21 protein-coding genes are annotated in these 20,865 nt (G+C 75.2%); 9 read left to right on the top strand and 12 right to left on the bottom strand.

Annotation, left to right across the window (positions count from 1 at the left end; all coding sequences use genetic code 11):
• Window positions 1-45: 45 nt before the first annotated feature.
• Window positions 46-240, bottom strand: coding sequence for a 50S ribosomal protein L35 (gene rpmI, locus AAG589_RS10350; RefSeq protein ID WP_380316449.1), 195 nt, complete (start codon window positions 238-240; stop codon window positions 46-48).
• Between the two features lie 105 nt (window positions 241-345).
• Window positions 346-1,269, bottom strand: a complete 924-nt coding sequence (gene infC, locus AAG589_RS10345) for a translation initiation factor IF-3 (RefSeq protein WP_430567204.1) — start codon at window positions 1,267-1,269, stop codon at window positions 346-348.
• Between the two features lie 434 nt (window positions 1,270-1,703).
• On the opposite strand from infC, the gene AAG589_RS10340 reads away from it, so the two are divergent.
• The 5 genes from AAG589_RS10340 to AAG589_RS10320 all read left to right on the top strand — a co-directional run bounded on the left by AAG589_RS10340 (window position 1,704) and on the right by AAG589_RS10320 (window position 5,570).
• On the top strand, window positions 1,704-2,171 hold the full coding sequence (locus tag AAG589_RS10340; RefSeq protein ID WP_430567127.1) for a Fur family transcriptional regulator: 468 nt from the start codon (window positions 1,704-1,706) through the stop codon (window positions 2,169-2,171).
• Between the two features lie 32 nt (window positions 2,172-2,203).
• Window positions 2,204-3,721, top strand: a complete 1,518-nt coding sequence (locus AAG589_RS10335; RefSeq protein WP_430567126.1) for a catalase — start codon at window positions 2,204-2,206, stop codon at window positions 3,719-3,721.
• 106 nt (window positions 3,722-3,827) lie between these two features.
• Window positions 3,828-4,214: a DUF1844 domain-containing protein gene (locus AAG589_RS10330; protein ID WP_430567203.1), complete on the top strand. Its 387-nt coding sequence runs from the start codon at window positions 3,828-3,830 to the stop codon at window positions 4,212-4,214.
• A 1-nt stretch (window position 4,215) separates the two neighbouring features.
• Entirely contained in the window at window positions 4,216-4,797 is a 582-nt protein-coding gene (locus AAG589_RS10325) for a hypothetical protein (RefSeq protein WP_430567125.1), read from the top strand.
• On the top strand, window positions 4,794-5,570 hold the full coding sequence (locus AAG589_RS10320) for a S1C family serine protease (protein ID WP_430567124.1): 777 nt from the start codon (window positions 4,794-4,796) through the stop codon (window positions 5,568-5,570). Before AAG589_RS10325 ends, AAG589_RS10320 begins: the two co-directional genes overlap by 4 nt.
• A 15-nt stretch (window positions 5,571-5,585) precedes the next feature.
• Here the strand turns inward: AAG589_RS10320 and AAG589_RS10315 are convergent, their stop codons facing one another.
• The 6 genes from AAG589_RS10315 to AAG589_RS10290 are packed head-to-tail and all read right to left on the bottom strand — an operon-like array spanning window position 5,586 to window position 10,367.
• Complete coding sequence (locus AAG589_RS10315; protein ID WP_446719707.1) at window positions 5,586-6,401, bottom strand: SseB family protein; 816 nt, start codon at window positions 6,399-6,401, stop codon at window positions 5,586-5,588.
• Window positions 6,398-7,129 carry a bifunctional 1-(5-phosphoribosyl)-5-((5-phosphoribosylamino)methylideneamino)imidazole-4-carboxamide isomerase/phosphoribosylanthranilate isomerase PriA gene (gene priA, locus AAG589_RS10310; RefSeq protein WP_430567123.1) on the bottom strand — a complete coding sequence of 244 codons (732 nt, stop codon included), beginning with the start codon at window positions 7,127-7,129 and terminating at the stop codon, window positions 6,398-6,400. Before priA ends, AAG589_RS10315 begins: the two co-directional genes overlap by 4 nt.
• A gap of 51 nt (window positions 7,130-7,180) precedes the next feature.
• Window positions 7,181-7,993 carry an imidazole glycerol phosphate synthase subunit HisH gene (gene hisH, locus AAG589_RS10305; RefSeq protein ID WP_430567122.1) on the bottom strand — a complete coding sequence of 271 codons (813 nt, stop codon included), beginning with the start codon at window positions 7,991-7,993 and terminating at the stop codon, window positions 7,181-7,183.
• 10 nt (window positions 7,994-8,003) lie between these two features.
• A complete protein-coding gene (locus tag AAG589_RS10300) occupies window positions 8,004-8,525 on the bottom strand; it encodes a hypothetical protein (RefSeq protein WP_430567121.1) in 522 nt (173 codons plus the stop codon).
• Window positions 8,526-8,529: 4 nt separating this feature from the next.
• Window positions 8,530-9,132, bottom strand: coding sequence for an imidazoleglycerol-phosphate dehydratase HisB (gene hisB, locus AAG589_RS10295; protein ID WP_430567120.1), 603 nt, complete (start codon window positions 9,130-9,132; stop codon window positions 8,530-8,532).
• On the bottom strand, window positions 9,132-10,367 hold the full coding sequence (locus tag AAG589_RS10290; RefSeq protein ID WP_430567119.1) for a histidinol-phosphate transaminase: 1,236 nt from the start codon (window positions 10,365-10,367) through the stop codon (window positions 9,132-9,134). The genes hisB and AAG589_RS10290 overlap by 1 nt, the downstream gene beginning before the upstream one ends.
• Window positions 10,368-10,615: 248 nt before the next feature.
• Here AAG589_RS10290 and adhP point away from each other — a divergent pair, with 248 nt between their 5' ends.
• Window positions 10,616-11,647, top strand: a complete 1,032-nt coding sequence (adhP, locus tag AAG589_RS10285; RefSeq protein ID WP_430567118.1) for an alcohol dehydrogenase AdhP — start codon at window positions 10,616-10,618, stop codon at window positions 11,645-11,647.
• A gap of 66 nt (window positions 11,648-11,713) precedes the next feature.
• Here adhP and AAG589_RS10280 read toward each other — a convergent pair whose 3' ends face one another.
• Window positions 11,714-12,238, bottom strand: coding sequence for a Rieske (2Fe-2S) protein (locus AAG589_RS10280; RefSeq protein WP_430567117.1), 525 nt, complete (start codon window positions 12,236-12,238; stop codon window positions 11,714-11,716).
• Window positions 12,239-12,316: 78 nt separating this feature from the next.
• On the opposite strand from AAG589_RS10280, the gene AAG589_RS10275 reads away from it, so the two are divergent.
• Both AAG589_RS10275 and AAG589_RS10270 read left to right on the top strand, forming a co-directional pair.
• Window positions 12,317-12,739: a hypothetical protein gene (locus AAG589_RS10275; protein ID WP_430567116.1), complete on the top strand. Its 423-nt coding sequence runs from the start codon at window positions 12,317-12,319 to the stop codon at window positions 12,737-12,739.
• A 302-nt stretch (window positions 12,740-13,041) separates the two neighbouring features.
• A complete protein-coding gene (locus tag AAG589_RS10270) occupies window positions 13,042-15,276 on the top strand; it encodes a RecQ family ATP-dependent DNA helicase (RefSeq protein ID WP_430567201.1) in 2,235 nt (744 codons plus the stop codon).
• A gap of 34 nt (window positions 15,277-15,310) precedes the next feature.
• On the opposite strand, the gene AAG589_RS10265 is transcribed toward AAG589_RS10270, so the two are convergent.
• Together AAG589_RS10265 and hisD are read right to left on the bottom strand one after the other, a co-directional pair.
• Window positions 15,311-18,646, bottom strand: coding sequence for a DEAD/DEAH box helicase (locus AAG589_RS10265; RefSeq protein ID WP_430567115.1), 3,336 nt, complete (start codon window positions 18,644-18,646; stop codon window positions 15,311-15,313).
• 108 nt (window positions 18,647-18,754) lie between these two features.
• On the bottom strand, window positions 18,755-20,080 hold the full coding sequence (gene hisD / locus AAG589_RS10260; RefSeq protein ID WP_430567114.1) for a histidinol dehydrogenase: 1,326 nt from the start codon (window positions 20,078-20,080) through the stop codon (window positions 18,755-18,757).
• Window positions 20,081-20,139: 59 nt separating this feature from the next.
• Here hisD and AAG589_RS10255 point away from each other — a divergent pair, with 59 nt between their 5' ends.
• Window positions 20,140-20,376, top strand: coding sequence for an RNA-binding S4 domain-containing protein (locus AAG589_RS10255; RefSeq protein ID WP_430567113.1), 237 nt, complete (start codon window positions 20,140-20,142; stop codon window positions 20,374-20,376).
• 72 nt (window positions 20,377-20,448) lie between these two features.
• On the opposite strand, the gene AAG589_RS10250 is transcribed toward AAG589_RS10255, so the two are convergent.
• Complete coding sequence (locus AAG589_RS10250) at window positions 20,449-20,853, bottom strand: pyridoxamine 5'-phosphate oxidase family protein (RefSeq protein WP_430567112.1); 405 nt, start codon at window positions 20,851-20,853, stop codon at window positions 20,449-20,451.
• Window positions 20,854-20,865 lie beyond the last annotated feature (12 nt).

Raw genomic sequence — 20,865 nt, 5'->3', positions numbered from 1 at the left:
CGGGCCGGAAGTGGACCCGGCGGCCGGTGGTGGCCGCCGGACGGGTCACTTGCCGAGCAGCTTCTTGATCTTCTTGACGTCGGCCTGCGAGACCTGCTGGTCCATCGCGAGGCGGCGGGTGCGGGTGGTCGGCTTGTGCTCGAACAGGTGGCGGCGGTTGGCCTGCTCGCGCATGACCTTGCCGCTGCCGGTGACCCGGAAGCGCTTCTTGGCGCCGGAGTGCGTCTTGTTCTTCGGCATGACTGCCGTCTCTCCTCGTGTCGGTCACCCGCCGGGTGGCGGGGACGTGGTGCGGACCGGGGCCGGCGAGCGGCCCGGTGCCAGATGGTCGTGTGCGGTCCGGCCTCAGCGCCCCGCGCGGGGGCTCGGCTTCGGACGCGGCGCCGGCGGCCGCGGGGTGCCGGGCTTCGGCGTCGCGGACCTGGGCGTCGCGGGCTTGGGCGTCGCGGCGGCCGGCTTGGCCGCGGCGGCGTCCGTCTTGGGCGTCGCGGCGGCCGGCTTCGCCGGAGCGGCCTGAGTCTTGGCCGGAGCCGCGGCCGGCTTCGCCGGCGCGGCGGCCTTCTCCTCGGCAGGCTTCGCCGGGGCGGCGGCCTTCTCCTCGGCGGGCTTCTCCTCGGCGCGCGGGGCGGGAGCGGGCTGCGCGGCCTCGACGGCCGGCGCCTCCTGCGCCTCTGCCTCGGGCACCTCGGGCCCGGTCGTCGGCTCCGGGACGTCGGACTGGGCGCGCGCCTCGGCCTTGACCTCGGACTTGGTCTTGCGCTGCGCGTTGATCTCGCTGGACCGCTTGCGCTGCTCGACCTTGGCGTCGGCCTTCTTCTTCACGGGGCCGAGCACCATGGTCATGTTGCGGCCGTCCTGCTTCGGCATCGACTCCACGAAGCCGAGGTCGGAGACGTCCTCCGCGAGACGCTGCAGCAGGCGGACGCCCATCTCGGGGCGGGACTGCTCGCGACCGCGGAACATGATCATGACCTTGACCTTGTCGCCGGCCTCCAGGAAGCGCACGACGTGGCCCTTCTTGGTGCCGTAGTCGTGCGGGTCGATCTTCAGGCGGAACCGGATCTCCTTGAGGACCGTGTTCGCCTGGTTGCGCCGCGCCTCGCGCGCCTTCATGTCCGACTCGTACTTGAACTTGCCGTAGTCCATGAGCTTGGCGACGGGCGGACGGGCGTCCGGGGCCACCTCGACGAGGTCGAGGTCGGCGTCCTGGGCAAGCTTCAGGGCGACTCCCGTGGCGACCACGCCGACCTGCTCCCCGCCCGGGCCGATGAGTCGGACCTCGGGGACGCGGATCCGATCGTTGATGCGAGGCTCGCTGATGGTGATGCTCCTAGGAACTCGTCGGTAGACCGTCAGGGACGGGAAAGGCCCCCGACCTGAGCACAGGTGGAGGCCATCTACCGACGCCGGAGCACCAGGCTCAGGCGACCGTCGCGGACGCCCACGAGGGGCGTCCGACCGGGGACCCGGCCCCTGTCGACGCCCGCAGGGCGCTCGGTCGGTGCTCGGGTGGGATGGGATCCACTTGAAGCACCTGAGCCCAGTCGACGCTCTGTCGAGCGACGCACGAACGGGCTCAGGTCGGTCAGCCATCAAGGCTAGCACGGGTTCGGGGCCCCGCCGGCCGGAGTGGCGAGCGTCTCGCCCGTCCGGTCCGCGACCTTTACTGGAATCGTTCCAGAAAGTGTGGCAGGGTCGCCGCCATGACCACGGCGAGGACGGACGAGACGTTGCTGAGGGAGCGGGGCCTGCGCGTCACCGGTTCCCGGCTCGCCGTCCTGCGGGCGCTCGCCGAGCACCCGCACGCCACCGCGGACGACGTCGTGCGCGCGGTGCGCGGCGACCTCGGCTCGGTGTCGGTGCAGGCCGTCTACGACTGCCTGCACGCGCTCACCTCGGCCGGCCTCCTGCGCCGCATGGAGCCGGCCGGGCACCCCGCCCGCTACGAGCGCCGGACCGGCGACAACCACCACCACGTGGTGTGCCGCTCGTGCGGCGCCGTCGCCGACGTCGACTGCACCGTGGGGCACGCGCCCTGCCTCACCCCCAGCGCGTCCCACGGGTTCGCCGTCGATCTCGCCGAGGTCACCTTCTGGGGCCTGTGCCCCGACTGTGACGCGGTCAGCGCTGCCGACCCCGTCCCGGCAGCCGGCCCCGGCACGACCCACTGAACCGGAACCCCCCTGAGAAAGGACGTCATCACATGACGACGCCGTTCACGACGACGCAGACCGGCACCCCGGTCGCGAGCGACGCGCACTCGCTGACCGTGGGCGCGGACGGGCCCACCGTCCTGCACGACCGCTACCTGGTCGAGAAGCTCGCCTCCTTCAACCGCGAGCGGGTGCCCGAGCGCAACCCGCACGCCAAGGGCGGCGGCGCCTTCGGCGAGCTCGTGGTCACCGAGGACGTGTCGCAGTACACCCGCGCCGCGGTCTTCCAGAAGGGCGCGAAGAGCGAGACGCTGCTGCGCTTCTCGTCGGTGGCGGGCGAGCAGGGCTCCCCCGACACCTGGCGCGACGTGCGCGGCTTCTCCCTGCGCTTCTACACCACCGAGGGCAACCTCGACATCGTCGGGAACAACACCCCCACCTTCTTCCTGCGCGACGCGATGAAGTTCCCGGACTTCATCCACTCGCAGAAGCGCCTCGGCGCCTCCGGCCTGCGCGACGCCGACATGCAGTGGGACTTCTGGACCCTCTCCCCCGAGTCGGCCCACCAGGTCACCTACGTCATGGGCGACCGCGGCCTGTCGAAGTCGTGGCGGCACCTCAACGGCTACGGCTCGCACACGTACCAGTGGGTCAACGCCTCCGGCGAGCGCTTCTGGGTGCAGTACCACTTCCTGTCGAACCAGGGCGTGGAGCACATGTCGGCCGAGGACGCCGAGCGCATCGCCGGCGAGGACGCGGACTACTACCGCCGCGACCTGTACGAGGCCATCGAGCGCGGCGACTTCCCCTCCTGGGACGTCTACGTGCAGGTCATGCCCTACGAGGACGCGAAGACCTACCGCTTCAACCCGTTCGACATGACCAAGACGTGGTCGAAGAAGGACTACCCGCGCATCAAGGTCGGCACCTTCACGCTCAACCGGAACCCGCGGAACTTCTTCGCGGAGATCGAGCAGGCCGCGTTCTCCCCGGGCAACCAGGTGCCGGGCACCGGCATCTCGCCGGACAAGATGCTCATGGCCCGCGTGTTCGCGTACCCGGACGCGCAGCGCCACCGCATCGGCACCAACTACAACCAGCTGCCGGTGAACCAGCCGCACGCCGCCCCCGTCGCGAACTACATGCACGAGGGCAACATGCAGTACCAGTTCAACGGCCCCGAGCACCGGGTCTACACGCCGAACTCGTTCGGCGTCACCGGCGGCCCGGTGGCCGACCCGGCCCGCGGGGTCGAGGCGGCCTGGGAGACGGACGGCGAGCTGCTGCGCGCGGCGCAGACGCTCCACTCCGAGGACGACGACTTCGGCCAGGCGGGCACGCTGTACCGCGAGGTCTTCGACGACGGCGCCAAGGCGCGCTTCCTCGAGACCCTCACGGGCCAGGGCCTCGCGATCACGATCGACGAGATCCGCGAGCGGTTCTTCCAGTACTGGACGAACGTCGACGCCGAGCTCGGGGCCAAGCTCCGCGCCGAGGTGTCCGCGGGCCGCGCTCCCAAGCCGGTCGCCGAGGGCACCGGCCCCGACCTGGAGCCCGTCGGCATCTGACACGTGCCCGCGGCCGAGGCCGGGTCCCCCTGCGGGGCCCGGCCTCGGCCGTCGCTGCCGCCTCCGGGCGTCCCTGCCCGGCCCCCACGATGCGAAGATGGACCCCATGACCACCGCGCCCGACGCCACCCCCACCACCCCTGCGACCGACCCGGCGGCGGCCGCGGACGACGCCACCCGCGACATCGCCGACGTCGCCGCCGTCGAGGTGATCACCGCCGCGGCCGTGCACCTCATGAGCGCCGCCGCCGTGAAGTGCGGGCTCGCGGAGGACGCCGACGCCCAGGGGCACCTGGACCTCGACGAGGCCCGCAAGCTGATCACCGCGCTCGCCGCCCTGGTCACCGCGAGCGCCCCCGACATCGGCAACCAGCACGCCCGCTCCCTGCGCGACGGCCTGCGGTCGCTGCAGCTCGCGTTCCGCGAGGCCTCGGTCGTCCCGGACGCGCCCGGCGAGGGCCCGGGCGAGAAGTACACGGGCTCCGTCGTCTGACATGTCCGCCCCGTCCGCCTGGCCCCCGCCCCCGGACCGTCCGCCGCTGCCCCCGGACAGCGGCAGCCCCGCGCGGCGTCGCGGCCGGCGCACGGCCGTGACCGTCCTGGCGGTGCTGCTGGCCGCGTCGCTCGGGGTCGGCGCGTACCTGTGGGCGACCACGTCCCGCTGGCAGGCGCACAGCGCCGCCTGGGAGGACAAGGCCCGCGGGTACGCCGACCGGGTGGCCTCCCTCGACGCCGAGCTGGACGCCACGGACGCCGAGCTGGTGGCGGCCCGCGAGCAGCTCGCCACCGCCACGGCGCGCATCACCGACCTCGCGAACGAGAAGGCGCAGCTCGGGGACGAGAACGTCGCGTCGCAGCAGTACCTGGACTACGAGAAGCGGGTGAGCGAGGCCGCCGGCGTCGTGACCACGGCGCTCGGCGACTGCGTGGACGCCCAGTCCCAGCTCATCACGTACCTCGAGGACCGCGGCTCCTACGACCAGAAGGACCTCGACCGGTTCGCCTCCGACGTCGAGACGCTGTGCCGCCAGGCCTCGAAGGCCAACGACCAGCTGCAGCAGGAGCTCGAGCAGTGAGGCGACCGGCCGGTCGGGCCGCCGGGCCCGGGCTCCGGGCGGCGCCGGCCCTGCTGCTCTCCGCGACGCTCGCCGGCTGCGGGGTGCTCCCGGCCCTGCCGCCCACGGTGCCGGACGACGTCGTGCCGACGCGCGTCGCCCCGTCGGCGGCGGCCTCCCTCGCCCCCGGCGGCGCCGAGGGCCTGTCCCCCGACGGCTTCGACGCCGTGCAACGGATGGCCGTGCGCATCCGCAACGTGGGCTGCGACGGGCTGTCCACCGGGTCGGGCTTCGCCGTCGACGAGCACACGCTCATCACCAACCGCCACGTGGTGGCCGACTCCGAGTCCCTCGAGGTCAGCACCTACGACGGGCGCGACCTCGAGGTGTCGGCCGCGGGCAGCGCGTCGCTGGCCGACCTCGCGCTGGTGCGGACCGCGGACCCGCTGCCGAGCCACCCGACGCTCGCGCGCTCGGACCCGCAGCCGGGCGACACCGTCACGGTGGTCGGCTACCCCGAGGGCGGCGAGCTGACGATCACGGCCGGCGAGGTCATCGGGCCGACGACGGACCCGCTGCACGAGAACCTCGGCGAGGTGCTGCTCACCGACGCGCCGGTCGAGCCGGGCTCGTCCGGGTCCGCGGCGCTCGACACGCAGGGCCGGGTGATCGGGGTCGTGTACGCGAAGACCTCCGACGGCCGCTCCCTGCTGGTGCCGCTCTCCACGCTCGAGCGCGTGCTCGACGACGCCGACGGGTTCCGGGCGCTGCCGCCGTGCGCCCAGGGCGACTAGCCCGCCCGGGCACGCTCAGCGCGCCGCGCCGACCCGCAGCTCGAGGGAGTCCACGCGGCCCGAGATCACCGTCGAGGCGCCCAGGCGGGCGTTCACCTGCGCGAGCACGCGGTCCAGCCCGGACCGGTCGAGACCCGGGTCGAGGGCGAGCACGACGGCGACCTCGGCACGACGGCCGCGCTCGGCGTGCGCGCGCACCACGTGCTGCACGGGCGCGGCGGCGTCGGCGACCGCGGACGCGACCTCCGGGTCGACCTCGAGGGCGCCGTCCGGGCCCGTGGCGACGAGCGCCGGCCGCCACTCCTCGCCCTGGGCCAGCGCCCACACCGCCGGGCGGGGCACGAGGGCGGTCGCAGGGCCGGCCGGGTCCACGACCAGCAGCGACCAGTCCTCGCTCACCGCCGAGAGCGCGGCACGCGCCGCCTCCACCGGGACGGGGCGCGCGTCGGCGCGCCACGCGGCCATCGCCTCGACGGAGGTGAACACGGGCAGCGCCCGGCGGCCGTCGGGCGCCTCGATGGCCACCACGCCGGCGGCGGCCTCCTTGTCGACGTGCAGCTCCTGCGTCCCCGACGCGCTCTCGTGCTCGACGACGTCGGACACGGCGAGCTCGGCGAGCACCGGCACGAGCACGCGCGTCACGGCGAGCCGCCGCACGACGTCGCGCAGCGAGCCCGTGCCGTCGGCGTGCGCGCGCAGCAGCCCGGCGAGCTCGGGGTCGGCCGTGCCGTCGTCGCCGGCGAACTGGGACGTCGGCTGGATCGACCTCAGGTGGCCGGGCAGGGACCGGCCCTCGCCCGCCACGGAGGCGCCGTCGCCGGCGGCGGTCACGGCCGGCCCGCCACGCCGAGCGCCTCCGGAAGCGTGAACGCGCCCGCGTACAGCGCCTTGCCCACGACGGCGCCCTCGACGCCGTCCGGCACCAGGGCCCGCAGCGCCTCGAGGTCCGCGAGCGAGGAGATGCCGCCCGACGCGACCACCTTCGCGGGGGTGCGCGACGCGACCTCGCGCAGCAGGTCGACGTTCGGCCCGCGCAGCGTGCCGTCCTTGGTCACGTCGGTGACGACGTAGCGCGCGCAGCCGGCGTCGTCCAGGCGCGCGAGCACCTCCCACAGGTCGCCGCCCTCCTGCGTCCAGCCGCGGGCGGCGAGCGTGGTGCCGCGCACGTCGAGGCCCACCGCCACGGCGTCGCCGTGCTCGGCGATCACACGGGCGGTCCACTCCGGGTCCTCGAGGGCGGCGGTGCCGATGTTGACGCGGCGCGCGCCCGTGGCCAGGGCCCGGTCGAGGGAGGCGTCGTCGCGGATGCCGCCCGACAACTCCACCTGGACGTCGAGCTCGGCCACGACCTCGGCCAGCAGCTCGGCGTTCGAGCCGCGCCCGAACGCCGCGTCGAGGTCGACGAGGTGGATCCACTCGGCGCCGCCGGCCTGCCAGTCGCGAGCGGCCGCCAGCGGGTCGCCGTACGACGTCTCGGAGCCGGCCTCCCCCTGCACGAGGCGGACGGCCTGGCCGTCGGCGACGTCGACGGCGGGCAGCAGCACGAGGCGGTCGGTCATGAGGGGTGTCTCCAGGAGGATCGGTGGTGGGTGAGGGTGGCGGCGCGCACGTCAGAGCGAGCGGACCCAGTTCTCGAGCAGGGTCGCGCCGGCGTCGCCGGACTTCTCGGGGTGGAACTGCGTGGCGGCCAGCGGCCCGCTCTCGACGGCGGCGACGAACCGTGCCTCGGAGCCAGGCGCGCCGTGCCGCGCCCAGGTGACCAGCGGCGGCGTGTACCGAGGGTCGGCGTCGCCGTCGTGGCCCTGGGTGAACTCCTGCGCCGCGTAGGAGTGCACGAAGTAGAACCGCTCGCGCTCCACGCCCGCGAACAGCCGGGAGCCCTCGGGCACCTCCACCGGCGACCAGCCCATGTGCGGCACCACCGGGGCCTCGAGGCGCTCGACGACGCCGGGCCACTCGCCCAGGCCCTCCGCGCGCTCGCCGTGCTCCACGCCGGCGTCGAACATGACCTGCATGCCCACGCAGATGCCGAGCACGGGGCGGCCGCCGGCGAGGCGCCGGTCGATCACCTGGTCGCCCCGGACGGCGCGGAGCCCGGCCATGCACGCGGCGAACGCGCCGACGCCGGGCACCACGAGCCCGTCGGCCTCGGCGGCCCTCGCGAGGTCGGCCGTGAGCTCGACGTCGGCGCCCACCCGCTCGAGCGCGCGCACGGCCGAGCGGACGTTGCCGAAGCCGTAGTCGAGCACCACGACGTGGGAACGCCCGTCCGCGCGGGGGGGCGTCGGGGCCGGGTTGAGGTCGGCCGCCGCGCCGCCGTGCGGCAGCAGCGGCGTGATCCCCGCGGCCTCCTGCGCCGCGGCGATCGGGTCCTGACGCGGCGTCGCGGGCGTGATGGGCGTGTCGGTGGGCGTGTCCGGCATGCGTCTGTCCCTACTGCTTCTTGCGGGCCTTGCGCGCGGCGCCCGTGAGCATCCGCATCGCCTTGAAGCGGCCGATGCTCGACGACGGCACGACGCCCGGCAGGTCGGCGACCGTGAGCTGGCCCGTGACGAGATCCTCGAGCGCCTCCGGCGCGCCGCCCAGCACGAGGCCCGGCGGGAGCTCGCCCTCCGCCTCGCCGTCCGCGTAGCGCACGCAGGTGAGCTGCTCGCCCTGGCGGGTCACGAGGACCAGGGGCACACCGGCGACGAGCTTCGAGATCGCGGCGGCGGCTCTGGCGGGCTCGTCGCCGCTCGTGTCGCGCAGCACGGCGAGCGCGCCGACCGGGGTCGGCGCGGCGTAGACGTCCAGCTCGGCGAGCGAGCAGGCGGCCGCCAGGGGCTCGGCGCCCGCGATCTGCGTGATGAGGACCGCCAGCTCGGGGTCCGTCGAGGCGCCGTCGAGGCCCGACAGGTCGTCGGGGACCTCGAAGCCCTCGGGCAGCTCGTCGGGCAGGTCGGGATCGGTGGTCATGCGGCTACAGCGCACCCTTCGTGGACGGGACGCCCTCGACGCGCGGGTCGGGGGCGACGGCGGCGCGCAGCGCACGCGCCAGCGCCTTGAACTGTGCTTCGACGATGTGGTGCGGGTCGCGGCCGGCGAGGACCCGCACGTGCAGGCAGATGCCCGCGTGGTGCGCGACCGACTCGAGCACGTGCCGCGTGAGCGAGCCGGTGAAGTGCCCGCCGATGAGGTGGTACTCCTGGCCCTCGGGCTCGCCGGAGTGCACCAGGTACGGCCGGCCCGACACGTCCACGACCGCGAGCGCGAGCGCCTCGTCGAGCGGCACCGTGGCGTCGCCGAAACGGGAGATGCCGCGCTTGTCCCCGAGCGCCTCGCGCAGGGCCTCGCCCAGCACGATGGCGACGTCCTCGACGGTGTGGTGCGCGTCGATGTGGGTGTCGCCGGTGGCGCGGACCGTGAGGTCGATCAGCGAGTGCTTGCCGAGCGCGGTGAGCATGTGGTCGTAGAACGGCACGGTCGTCGAGATCTCCGTGCGCCCGGTGCCGTCGAGGTCCAGCTCGACGACGACGCTCGACTCGCTCGTCGTGCGCTCCACGCGGGCCGTGCGGTGCTGCATCAGTCCTCCTCCTCGGGCGCCGCGGCGCCGGTGGCCGTCCCCGTGACGGCCCTGACGACCTCGACGAACGCCGCCCGGAACGCGGCGTTCTCCTCGGGGGTGCCAACGGAGACGCGCAGCCAGCCGTCGGGCCCGGTCTCCCGGATGAGCACGCCCCGGTCCAGCAGGCCCTGCCAGACCGCGTGCCGGTCGCCGAACGTGCCGAACAGCACGAAGTTCGCGTCGGAGTCGGCCACCTGCAACGGTCGGCCGTCCACCTGCTGCGCCCGCAGCCAGGCGACCAGCGCGTCGCGCTCCTCGCGCAGCTCGCGCACCTGGGCGCGCAGCTCGTCGTGGTGCGCCAGGGCGCCGCGCGCGGCCGCCTGCGTCACCGCGGACAGGTGGTAGGGCAGCCGCACGACGCGGAGCGCGTCGACCAGCGCGGTCGACGCCGCCAGGTAGCCGAGCCGCAGCCCGGCCGCGGCGAACGCCTTCGACATCGTGCGCGAGACGGCGAGGTGCGGGTGCGACCCGAGCAGCTCGAGCGCCGACGGGGTGCCGGGGCGGCGGAACTCGGCGTAGGCCTCGTCGACCACGACGACGGCGCCCGCGCGGCGGCCGTCGTGCACCGGGGCGTCGGGCACCTCGACCCTCGCCGCGGCGTCGAGGACCGCCTCCACCGTCGCGAGGGGCAGCGCCGTCCCGGTCGGGTTGTTCGGGCTGGCGAGCAGGATCACGGACGGCCGGACCTCCTCGATCGTCGCGACCGCGTGGTCGACGTCGAGGGTGAAGTCGGTCTCCCGGCGCCCGGTGACCCACCGCGTGTGCGTGTCCCGCGCGTACTCGGGATACATCGAGTAGGTCGGCGCGAACGACAGCGCGGTGCGACCGGGCCCGCCGAAGGCCTGCAGCAGGTGCAGCATGACCTCGTTGGAGCCGTTGGCGGCCCAGATCTGCTCGGGCGCGACCCGCACCCCGGACTCGAGCGCCAGGTAGTCGGCCAGGTCGCCTCGCAGGGCGGCGAAGTCGCGGTCTGGGTAGCGGTTGAGCCCGCGCGCCGCGTCGGCGACATGGCGGGCGATGGTCGCGACGACGGCCTCCGACGGGGCGTACGGGTTCTCGTTGACGTTCAGCCGCACGGGCACGTCGAGCTGCGGGGCGCCGTAGGGCACCTCGGTCGCGAGCTCGGGACGCAGCGGCAGCCGCGCGCCGTCGACGCCGCCCGCGGGTGCGGGGGCGGACAGTGGGGTGGTCACCACGCCAGTCTACGGAACCGTGGACGGGGCGCCGTCGCCGTCCGCACCTCGACCGCTCGCTCCGGGCGCGACGCGCGAAGGGGCCCGGTCGCCACGCCCGGCACCCTTCAGAAAGCCCGGGATCCCGGGCCTTGTGATGATCTTCACAAGCCGTGAGGGGTGCGCGGCGACGACTGCGCGCCTACCGTCGAAGTATCAGCAGTTCGACGTGTGGGCCGCTCGCGAGCGGCCCGTGAGACGGAGAAAAGATGAGCACCATGCAGGCCGCGGTCGTCCACTCGTTCACCGAGCCCCTGGCCGTCGAGGACCGCGAGATCCCGACGCCCGGCCCGCACGAGGCGCTCGTCAAGGTCGACTACACCGGGGTGTGCCACACCGACCTGCACGCCGCGCACGGCGACTGGCCGGTCAAGCCGACGCCCCCGTTCGTCCCCGGCCACGAGGGCGTCGGGCACGTCGTGGCGGTCGGCGACCAGGTGACCCGCGTCAAGGTCGGCGACACCGTCGGCAACGCCTGGCTCTGGAGCGCCTGCGGCGAGTGCGAGTACTGCGAGACCGGCTGGGAGACGCTCTGCCCGAACCAGGAGAACGGCGGCTACTCCGTCGACGGCTCGTTCGGCCAGTACATGCTCGTGGACTCGCGGTACGCGCCGATCGTCCCCGAGGGCGTCGACCTGTCGGCCGTCGGGCCGATCCTGTGCGCCGGGGTCACCGTCTACAAGGGCCTCAAGGTCACCGACACGAAGCCCGGCGAGTGGGTGCTGATCTCCGGCATCGGCGGGCTCGGCCACATCGCCGTCCAGTACGCGGTGGCGATGGGCCGCCGCGTCGCAGCGGTCGACGTCGACGACGCGAAGCTCGAGCTGGCGCGCAAGCACGGCGCCGAGGTGACCGTGAACGCCGCCACCTCCGCCGACCCCGCCGCGGAGCTGCAGGAGAAGACCGGCGGCGGCGTCCACGGCGCGCTCGTCACGGCCGTCAACGCGCACGCCTTCCCCCAGGCCGTGGGCGCCCTCCGCCGCGGCGGCACCGTCTCCCTCGTGGGCCTGCCCCCGGAGAAGTTCCCGCTGGACATCTTCACCACGGTGCTCTTCGGCCTCACCGTCCGCGGCTCGATCGTCGGCACGCGCAAGGACATGGCCGAGGCCCTCGACTTCTTCGCCCGCGGCAAGGTCGACCCGACCTACACCGTGCGCCCCCTCGCCGACATCAACACGATCTTCGACGAGATGATCGCGGGCAGCATCGACGGCCGGGTCGTGATGGACATGCGGAGCTGACGCTCCCGAGGCGGACGACGGGGCCCGGCGGCACGTGCCGCCGGGCCCCGTCGTCCGTGCGCGCCGTCACGCGAGCACGACGTCGTCGCCCGACACCTCCACCTGGATCGCCGGGAGCGGCTCGGGCGCCGGGCCGCCGAGCACCGCGGCGTCCGTGAGGGCATAGCGCGACTGGTGGCACGGGCACAGCAGCTCGCCGTCGCCGGGCGCGACGGTGCAGCCCGCGTGCGTGCAGATCGCGCTGAACGCGTGCACCTCGCCCTGGGTCGGCTGGGTCACGAGCACGTCCTGCCCGCCGACCTTCGCGGAGACGGCGCCGCCCACCGGCACGTCGGCGAGCGCGACGACGACCGTCCCCGCCCCGGCCGCGCTCGCGGAGGCCGCCGCCTCCTGCGGCGTCGGCTTCTGCTCGGCGCAGGCCGCGAGCACCCCGGCGCCGGCGATCGCACCCGCCGCCACGCCGGTGCCGCGCAGGAGCTGGCGTCGTGTCGGCCCGCAGGCGCACGGGCCGACGTCGGCGGCGCCCGGCGCCGCGTCGGGCGTGCGGGGCACGTCGCGTGGGACGGGGCTGGTCGGCGGGCTGATCGGCATGGCGCCTCCGGGGGTCGGGCCTCGGCCGGCCAGACGCTTCCGCTGACGGCGCCACCGAGGAGTGGGAGCATCATCATCATGGACTCGTCGCAGGGCGCCGTGCCACCCCGGCCGCGGCCCACCTCGCCGGCACGACCGCCGGTCGCCCGCGGCTGGCGCCTGGCGGCCGCCCTCGCCGTCCTCGTCTCCGCCGTCGTCCACGTGGTGCTCTACCTCGACGGCTACGACACCATCGCCGTCGTCGGCCCGCTCTTCCTCCTCAACGCCCTGGCGGGCGTCGTGCTGGCCGTGCTGCTGGTGGCCTGGCGGCACTGGCTGCCGCTCGTCGGCGGGATCGGCTTCGGCGGCCTGACCCTGCTCGCGTTCGTGCTGTCGACGACGATCGGCTTCTACGGGGTCAACGAGACGTTCGCCGGGACGACCGAGATCGTCGCCGCCGCGGCGGAGGTGGTCGCGGTGGTCTCGTCGGCCGTGGCCCTGCTGCGCGAGTACGTGCGCTGACGTCGCGGCGCGGTGGCGGGCCTGGGCCCTGCCCTGTGGAAGGCGGGCCCACGACGTCGGCGGTGGCCCCTACGATCGAGGACGTGAGCCACCCCGACGACCCGTACGCCGACCTCGTGTTCGACCCGTCGGACGAGGACGTCCCCCCGCCCGACGACCTGGCGCCCGAGCCCGAGCCCCGGCCCTCCGCACCGACCGCGCCGACAGCGCCGACAGCGCCGACCGCAGCGACCGCGACGCCGCCCGGCGAGACGACGGCGAGCGCCCCCGCGCCGGACGCCGCCAAGCGGGCGAAGCTCGCGATGCTCCGCGGGCTGCTGGACAGCGCCGGCGAGGGCGGCGGCACCCTGCGCGAGCAGGCGGAGGAGTCGCTGCGCGCGCTCGTCGGCCGGGATGACGCCACGCTGCGCGAGGACCAGTGGCGCGCGATCGAGGCCCTCGTCGCGTTCCGCCGGCGCGCGCTGGTCGTGCAGCGCACCGGATGGGGCAAGTCCGCCGTCTACTTCGTGGCCACGTCGCTGCTGCGCTCCCGGGGCGCCGGGCCCACGGTGATCGTGTCCCCGCTCCTGGCGCTCATGCGCGACCAGATCTCGGCCGCCGCGCGCGCCGGGATCCGCGCCGTGACGATCAACTCCTCGAACGTCACCGAGTGGGACCAGGTGCACGCCGCCATCGCGGCGGGCGAGGTGGACGTGCTGCTCTGCTCGCCCGAGCGGCTCAACAACCCGGCGTTCCGGGACGAGGTGCTCCCCCGCCTCGCGGCCGACGCCGGCCTCGTCGTGATCGACGAGGCCCACTGCATCTCCGACTGGGGCCACGACTTCCGGCCCGACTACCGCCGCATCCGCACCCTGCTCGCCGACCTTCCGCCCGGCATCCCCGTGCTCGCGACCACGGCCACGGCCAACGCCCGCGTCACCGCCGACGTCGCGGAGCAGCTGGGCGTGCGCGGCGCGGCCTCCGGCGGCGAGGTGGTGCCGGACGAGGACGTGCTCGTGCTGCGGGGCGGCCTGGACCGCGAGTCGCTGCACCTGGCGGTCCTCGAGCTCCCCGACCAGCCCACGCGGGTCGCCTGGCTCGTCGAGGCGCTGCAGGACGTCGAGGGCTCCGGGATCGTGTACTGCCTCACCGTCTCCGCCGCGGAGCAGGTCGCGGAGCAGCTGCGCGGGGCGGGCCTCGCGGTGGCCGCGTACACCGGCCGCACCGACCCCACCCAGCGGGAACAGCTGGAGGAGGATCTCAAGTCCAACCGGGTCAAGGCCCTGGTGGCGACGTCCGCGCTCGGGATGGGGTTCGACAAGCCCGACCTGGCGTTCGTCGTGCACCTCGGCGCCCCGTCCTCCCCCATCGCGTACTACCAGCAGGTCGGCCGTGCGGGCCGCGGCGTCGACGACGCCGTCGTCGTGCTGCTGCCCGGGCAGGAGGACCGGGCGATCTGGGACTGGTTCGGCTCGCAGGCGTTCCCCGCCGAGCCGCAGGTGCGGTCCACCCTCGCCGCGCTGTCCGGCGCCGAGGGTGCGCAGTCCACGGCCGCCCTGGAGACCCAGGTGGATCTCAAGCGGTCCCGCCTGGAGACGATGCTCAAGGTGCTCGACGTCGACGGCGCGGTGCGCCGCGTGCAGGGCGGCTGGGTCGCCACCGGCACCCCGTGGGCGTACGACGCCGAGCGGTACGCCCGGGTGGAGGCCACCCGCCAGGCGGAGCAGCAGGCGATGGTCGACTACGTCGCGACGTCCGGGTGCCGGATGGCGTACCTGCGCGCCCAGCTCGACGACCCGGAGCTGCCCGACGGCTGGGAGTGCGGTCGCTGCGACCGCTGCGGCGGAGTCGCGCTGCCCGCGGTGCCCGACGCCGAGGCCGTCGCCGCCGCGCGGGCCGACATGGACCGGCCGGGCGTCGAGGTGGGGCCGCGCGCGATGTGGCCGTCCGGGCTCGCGGCCCTCGGGCTCGACCTCAAGGGCAAGATCGCCCCGGACGAGCGGGCCGAGCCCGGTCGGGCCGTCGCCCGGCTCGACGGCCTGGGCTGGTCGGGGCCGCTGCGCGACCTGTTCGCCGCCGGCGCCCCGGACGGCGAGGTGCCGGTGCCGCTGCGGCACGCCGCAGCGCGGGTCCTCGACGACTGGGACGCGATCCGCCCGGACGGCGCCGACGGTGCCGAGCCGGGCGCGGAGGGCGGGCGCCGCACGACGGTCGAGGGGGTCGTGGCGGTGCGGTCCACGACGCGCCCCCAGCTGACGTATCACCTGGCGTCGGGGCTCGCCGCCTACCTGGGGGTGCCGCTCATCGGTGCCGTCGGCCCGGCCGCCGGCTCCGAGCAGCCCGACCGGCACGACGTGAACTCGGCGATGCGGCTGGCTGGCGTGGCCCGCCGCCTGCGGCTCGAGCTGAACGAGGGCGCCCTGCGCGGCCTGCCGGGCCGCACGGTGCTGCTGGTGGACGACTGGACCGAGTCGGGCTGGACGCTCACGGTCGCGGCCCGGCTGCTGCGCCAGGCGGGCGCGTCCGCCGTGCACCCCTTCGTGCTCGGCGTGCGCTGACGGGCACCGGCGACGCGCCGGGGCCGCCGGCGGGTCAGCCGTCGAGCAGGCCCCGTACGTCGTCGGCCGCGAGCGCCCGCGCGAACGTGCCCGCCGCGTCGTCGAGCACGGCGTCGAACAGCGCGGCCTTGCGCCGCGCGAGCGCCATGACCTTCTCCTCGATGGTGTCCTGTGCCACCAGGCGCGTGACCACCACGTTGCGGGTCTGCCCGATCCGGTGCGTGCGGTCCACCGCCTGCGCCTCTGTCGCGGGGTTCCACCACGGGTCCAGCAGGTACACGTAGTCGGCCTCGGTGAGGTTGAGCCCCACCCCGCCCGCCTTGAGCGAGATGAGGAACACCGGCGCGTCCCCCTCCTTGAAGGCACGCACGACCTCGGTGCGCCGTCGCGTGGCGCCGTCGAGGTACACGACCGGCAGGCCGACCGCGGCGCAGCGCTCCTCGACGCGCCGCAGGAACGACGTGAACTGCGAGAAGACGAGCGCCCTGTGGCCCTCCGCGGCGATCTCGGTCAGCTCCTCGATCACCACGTCGAGCTTCGCGGAGCCCACGCCCGCGTACGCGTCGTCGACGAGCGAGGCGTCCAGCGCGAGGCGTCGCAACGTCGTCAGGGACCGGAAGATCGCGACCCGGTTCGCGTCGAAGTCCTCCAGCAGCCCGAGCAGGCGCTGCCGCTCGCGCTGCAGGTGCGTGTCGTAGACCTTGCGGTGGTCCGGGGTGAGGGGCACGCGCAGCACGCGCTCGGTGCGCTCGGGCAGCTCGGGCGCGACCTGCTCCTTGGTGCGGCGCAGCACCAGCGGTCGGATGCGGCGCTTGAGCCGGCCGAGCGCGCGGTTGGCCGCCGCGACCACCTGCGGGTCGTCGTCCGCGGCCGCGGCGTCGACGACCCGCGCCGTCTCCGCCTTGAAGCGGTGCATCGAGGGGTACAGCCCGGGCGCGACGATCGCGAGCGCCGCCCACAGCTCCATGAGGTTGTTCTCGAGCGGCGTCCCCGTGATCGCGAGCTTGAACGGCGCCCGCAGCACCCGGGCGGTCTCGTGCGCCCGCGTGCGGGGGTTCTTCGCGACCTGTGCCTCGTCGAGGATCAGTCCGCCCCACTCGAGCGCGTCGAACGCGTCGAACTCGAGGCGGAAGACGGCGTACGACGTGACGACCACGTCGGCCCCCGCCGCCAGGTCCGCCAGCTCCGTGCCCAGCGTGCGCGCCGTGGCCGGCATCGACTCCACGCGCAGGCCCGGGGTGAAGCGCGCCGCCTCGTCGGCCCAGTTGCCGACGACCGAGGCCGGGGCGACCACGACGAAGGGCGGCGCGTCCGGCTCCTGCTCCCGGGCGTGCGCCAGGAACGCGAGCGCCTCGACCGTCTTGCCGAGGCCCATGTCGTCGGCCAGGATCCCGCCGAGCCCGTGCCGCCACAGGAAGGTCAGCCACTCGAGCCCTTCCCGCTGATAGGGGCGGAGCTCGGCCCGCACGCCGCCGGGCACCTCGACGGGCTCCGCGACACGCTCCCCCGCGGCGAGCGCGCGCAGACCGGCCAGCGACCGCCGCCACGCCTCGGCGGCCTCGACGACGTCGGCGACGTCCTCGAGCTCGCCCCAGAGGTGGGCGTCGTACCGGCTCACCCGCGCCCTGCCCGGTCGGTCGCTCAGCGCGGTGGCCTCGGTGATGAGGTCGCGCAGCCGGCCCAGCACCGGCTGGTCGAGCCGCAGCCAGGACCCGTCGACGAGCAGCAGCCGCTCGTCGCCGCGCGCGAGGGCGGTGAACAGCCGGGCGAACGGGAGCTCCTTGCCGCCGACGGTCACCGAGACGCCGAGGTCGAGCCAGTCCGCGTCGCCGGAGGGCGCCCCGGACACGACGACGCGCGGCGCGGCGTCCAGGTGCAGGTAGTCCGGCACGTCGGTGGCGTCGACGCGGACGTCCCCCGTGGCGGCGAGCGCGGGCAGCACGCCGTGGGCGAGGTCGAGGGCGTCCAGGCCCCGGAGCTCGGTCCCGGCGGCGAGGTCGAACCGCTCGAACCCCGGCACGCCGCGCACGGCGGCCTGGGCCTTGGCGCGGATCTCGGCCTCGGCGTCCAGGTCGCGCACGGGGTCGCTCGTCGCCCCGTCCAGCGGCACCCGGCGAGGCTCCCGCCCCGCCCCGCCGTCGAGCACCGGGTACTCGAAGGCCCAGGACAGCCGCGCGTGCACCGGCGAGGCGAACTCCACCTCGGCGACCAGCACGGGTCGGGGCGGGTCGGGCAGCTCGATCGTGCCGTCGGACACGACGCGCACGGCCCGTCGCAGCCCGGGCAGGTGGTCGGCGAAGAGCTCCGCCACGTCGTCGCCGGGCACCTCCACACGACCCACGACGACGAGCTCGCGGGCGGCGTCCGACAACCGCCGCGGCGTCGGCCCCAGCCGCAGCACGGTCCGCCGGTCGGCGGCCTCGACCGCGTACAGCCCGGTGTCGCCCACGGTGCCGAGCGGGCTCCCCGGCGCAGCGTCGGACCCGTCGAAGGACACGACCGGGTCGAGGCGGACCCCGCCGCCCTCCGCCGCGACCGTCAGGCGGAGCCCCGCCGCGTCGGCCAGGAGCACCTCGTCGCGCGCCCCGTGCGCGACGAGCGGGATCTCCAGGTCGGCTGCCTCGGCGAGCAGCGCCCACAGCCCGCGGCCGCCGGCGGCGAGGGGGCGCCACGCGCGACGGCCGCGGCCGAACCCGCCGCCGTCGCCGAGCGCGGACCCGAGGTCGGCGAACCAGCGCCGCACCTCGGGTGCGGGCGTGGCACGCACGTCGGCGAACGCGTACAGGCCGGTGGCCAGCGCCTCCCAGCTCGCCTCGGGGGCGACCTTCCAGCCGGTCCGTCCCGGCACCACCGGCCGCACCGAGAGCTCCGGGGGCAGGCCGCCGAACGCCTCGTCGAGCCGGAACCGGAGGGCGACCGGGAGGACGCCGCCGTCGCGGGCGCCCCGCGCGACCGTCCCGCGCGACGCGGGGTCCTGCGCTTTGGTGACCGCGGCGAGGCGTCCGCGCCAGCCGACGGGCTCGTCGTCCTCGTCTCCGGCGACTGCCCCCGCGGTCCTGGTGGCCTCGGGCTGTGCGCCGACGTGCAGCAGCACGGCCGCGACGTGCTTGCAGTCCGTGCCCACCGGGCAGCTGCAGGTCGAGCCCTCGAAGGCGTACCGCCCGTCGGACACGACGGTGAACGACACGCGGCAGGCGTAGGGCTGCGCCCCGCTGCCCGCGACGCGGGCCGTGAGCTCCCGCAGGTCGGGGTCCCAGTGCCACGTGCGCACCATGCCCGCGCGCTGGTAACCCTGGGCGCGGCGGAACGCGGCGCTCCCGACGACGTCGCCCACCACGACCGGGTCGAGGCGGGGTGGCGGCGCGGGCATGCGTCCATGCTCGCACGGCCGTCCGACGCGGCCGACGGTGTGTGCCGTGCCGCTTGGCACACTATTCCTTGCGCCGGCGAGAAGAGGTCGTCCCCGCGGCGTGGGTGCTCAGAGGAAGCGGCCGCGGACGGCCTCGCCGTGGGCGGGCAGGTCCTCGTCGTTCGCGACGGCGACGATGCGGTCCGCGAGCTCGCCGAGCGCCTCGCGGGAGTACTCCACGACCTGCACCGACTTGAGGTACGCGTGCACGCCGAGGCCGCTGGAGAAGTGCGCGGAACCGCCGGTCGGGAGCACGTGGTTGCTGCCCGCCATGTAGTCGCCGAGGGAGACCGGCGACCACGGGCCGACGAAGATCGCGCCGGCCGACCGCACGCGCCGCGCGAGCTGTGCCGCACCCTCGGTCTGGATCTCCAGGTGCTCCGCCCCGTAGGCGTCCACCACCGCCAGTCCGTGCTCCAGGTCGTCCACGAGCACGACCGCCGACTGCGACCCGCCGAGCGCCTGCATCACCCGCGCGGAGTGCTTGGTGGAGCTCACGAGGTCGCTCAGCCGCGCCTCCACCGCCCCGGCGAGCTCCACCGAGGGGGTGACCAGCACGGAGGCGGCCATCGGGTCGTGCTCGGCCTGGCTGATGAGGTCGAGGGCGACGTGTCCCGGGTCGGCGGTGGCGTCGGCCAGCACGGCGATCTCCGTCGGGCCGGCCTCGGCGTCGATGCCGACGACCCCGCGCACCAGGCGCTTGGCCGCCGTCACGTACACGTTGCCGGGGCCCGTCACCACGTCCACCGGGTCGCACAGCACGTCGCCGTCCTGCGGCTCGCTGCCGGTCGCCCCGTAGGCGAACATCGCCACGGCCTGGGCGCCGCCCACCGCGTAGACCTCGTCGACGCCGAGCAGAGCACAGGCGGCGAGGATGGTCGGGTGCGGCAGGCCGCCGGCGTCCTTCTGCGGCGGCGACGCGACCGCGAGCGCGGGCACCCCCGCCTCCTGCGCGGCGACCACGTTCATGATCACCGACGACGGGTAGACGGCGCGCCCGCCGGGCACGTACAGCCCCACCCGCTGCACCGGCACCCACCGCTGCCGCACGACCGCGCCGGGCGCGAGCCGCGTCGCGTGCTCGGCGGGCACCTGCGCGGCGTGCACGGCCCGGACGCGGCGGATCGCCTCCTCGAGCCCCGCCCGCACCTGCGGGTCGAGCCCGTCGAGGGCGGCGGCCAGCGCGGACGCAGGGACGCGCAGATGCTCCGGCCGCACCCCGTCGAGGCGCTCCGACAGGTCACGGAGCGCGGCGGCACCGCGGGCCCGGACGTCGGCGATGATCGGGGTCACGGCCTGGACGGCCTCGTCCACCCCGGTCTCGGGGCGCGGCAGCACCCCGAGCAGCTCGGTGCGGGTCAGGTCCTGCCCGCGGAGGTCGATGCGTCGGATCACCCGACCAGTCTAGGCAGCGCGGGTCGGCGTCCGAGCCCGGGTGCCGGAGAATGGGACGCATGAGCGCCGACCACGACAGCACGGCCGTGCCGATCCGCGACGACATGATCCGCCTCGGCCAGTTCCTCAAGCTCGCGGGCCTGGCGGAGTCCGGCACGCACGCCCGGGATCTGGTCGCCGACGGCGAGGTCAGCGTCAACGGTGAGGCGGAGACCCGCCGCGGGCGCCAGCTCGTCCGCGGCGACCGCGTCACCGTCGCCCTGCCCGAGGGCGACGAGACCGCCGTCGTCGCCTGACCGCCGGTTGTTGTGAGCGGGCGTTTGGCCCCGAATCGGCGAGATTCGGGGCCAAACGCCCGCTCACAACGATCAGGCCATGTAGGTCGAGGCCATCGCGCGGTCCGGGACCAGGCGCAGGACGACCCGGTCGGGGTCGTGCTCCAGCGGCCGGTAGCGCTTCGTGTACCGCGCGACGGCGTCCGCGACCTCGCCCGGGTCCTCGCTCACCTCGATCGTCCCCTCGAGCGTCAACCACCGCCCGCCGTCCACCTGGCACAGCGCGGCACGGGGCCGCGCACCGTCCGCCGTCGTCCGGCGCGCGTTGGCGACCTTGGTCGACGTCCGGCGCGCCGTGGTGCGCGCGACGCCCGCGTCGGCGTCCCAGGTGAAGGCGACCGGCACGACGTGCGGGGTGCCGTCGGCGCGCAGGGTGGTGAGGGTGGCGAGATGGCGCTCGGTGACGAACACGAGCTGCTCGGGGTTGAGGCGGAACACGCCTCGAGCCTA

The sequence above is a fragment of the Isoptericola sp. F-RaC21 genome, assembly GCF_038593535.1.
GTDB lineage: Bacteria > Actinomycetota > Actinomycetes > Actinomycetales > Cellulomonadaceae > Isoptericola.
The sequence above is the reverse complement of the archived record's forward strand: the minus strand, read 5'-3'. Positions and strand labels throughout refer to the sequence as shown.

Bases quoted from the DNA above. Each gene is read 5' to 3' on its own strand.
- AAG589_RS10300 (WP_430567121.1), bottom strand. From the start codon at position 8,525: ATGACCACCGATCCCGACCTGCCCGACGAGCTGCCCGAGGGCTTCGAG.
- AAG589_RS10340 (WP_430567127.1), top strand. From the start codon at position 1,704: ATGACCACGGCGAGGACGGACGAGACGTTGCTGAGGGAGCGGGGCCTG.
- AAG589_RS10270 (WP_430567201.1), top strand. From the start codon at position 13,042: ATGCTCCGCGGGCTGCTGGACAGCGCCGGCGAGGGCGGCGGCACCCTG.
- priA (WP_430567123.1), bottom strand. From the start codon at position 7,129: ATGACCGACCGCCTCGTGCTGCTGCCCGCCGTCGACGTCGCCGACGGC.
- AAG589_RS10325 (WP_430567125.1), top strand. From the start codon at position 4,216: ATGTCCGCCCCGTCCGCCTGGCCCCCGCCCCCGGACCGTCCGCCGCTG.
- AAG589_RS10255 (WP_430567113.1), top strand. From the start codon at position 20,140: ATGAGCGCCGACCACGACAGCACGGCCGTGCCGATCCGCGACGACATG.
- AAG589_RS10275 (WP_430567116.1), top strand. From the start codon at position 12,317: ATGGACTCGTCGCAGGGCGCCGTGCCACCCCGGCCGCGGCCCACCTCG.
- AAG589_RS10335 (WP_430567126.1), top strand. From the start codon at position 2,204: ATGACGACGCCGTTCACGACGACGCAGACCGGCACCCCGGTCGCGAGC.
- AAG589_RS10330 (WP_430567203.1), top strand. From the start codon at position 3,828: ATGACCACCGCGCCCGACGCCACCCCCACCACCCCTGCGACCGACCCG.
- AAG589_RS10265 (WP_430567115.1), bottom strand. From the start codon at position 18,646: ATGCCCGCGCCGCCACCCCGCCTCGACCCGGTCGTGGTGGGCGACGTC.
- adhP (WP_430567118.1), top strand. From the start codon at position 10,616: ATGAGCACCATGCAGGCCGCGGTCGTCCACTCGTTCACCGAGCCCCTG.
- hisH (WP_430567122.1), bottom strand. From the start codon at position 7,993: ATGCCGGACACGCCCACCGACACGCCCATCACGCCCGCGACGCCGCGT.
- hisB (WP_430567120.1), bottom strand. From the start codon at position 9,132: ATGCAGCACCGCACGGCCCGCGTGGAGCGCACGACGAGCGAGTCGAGC.
- AAG589_RS10280 (WP_430567117.1), bottom strand. From the start codon at position 12,238: ATGCCGATCAGCCCGCCGACCAGCCCCGTCCCACGCGACGTGCCCCGC.
- rpmI (WP_380316449.1), bottom strand. From the start codon at position 240: ATGCCGAAGAACAAGACGCACTCCGGCGCCAAGAAGCGCTTCCGGGTC.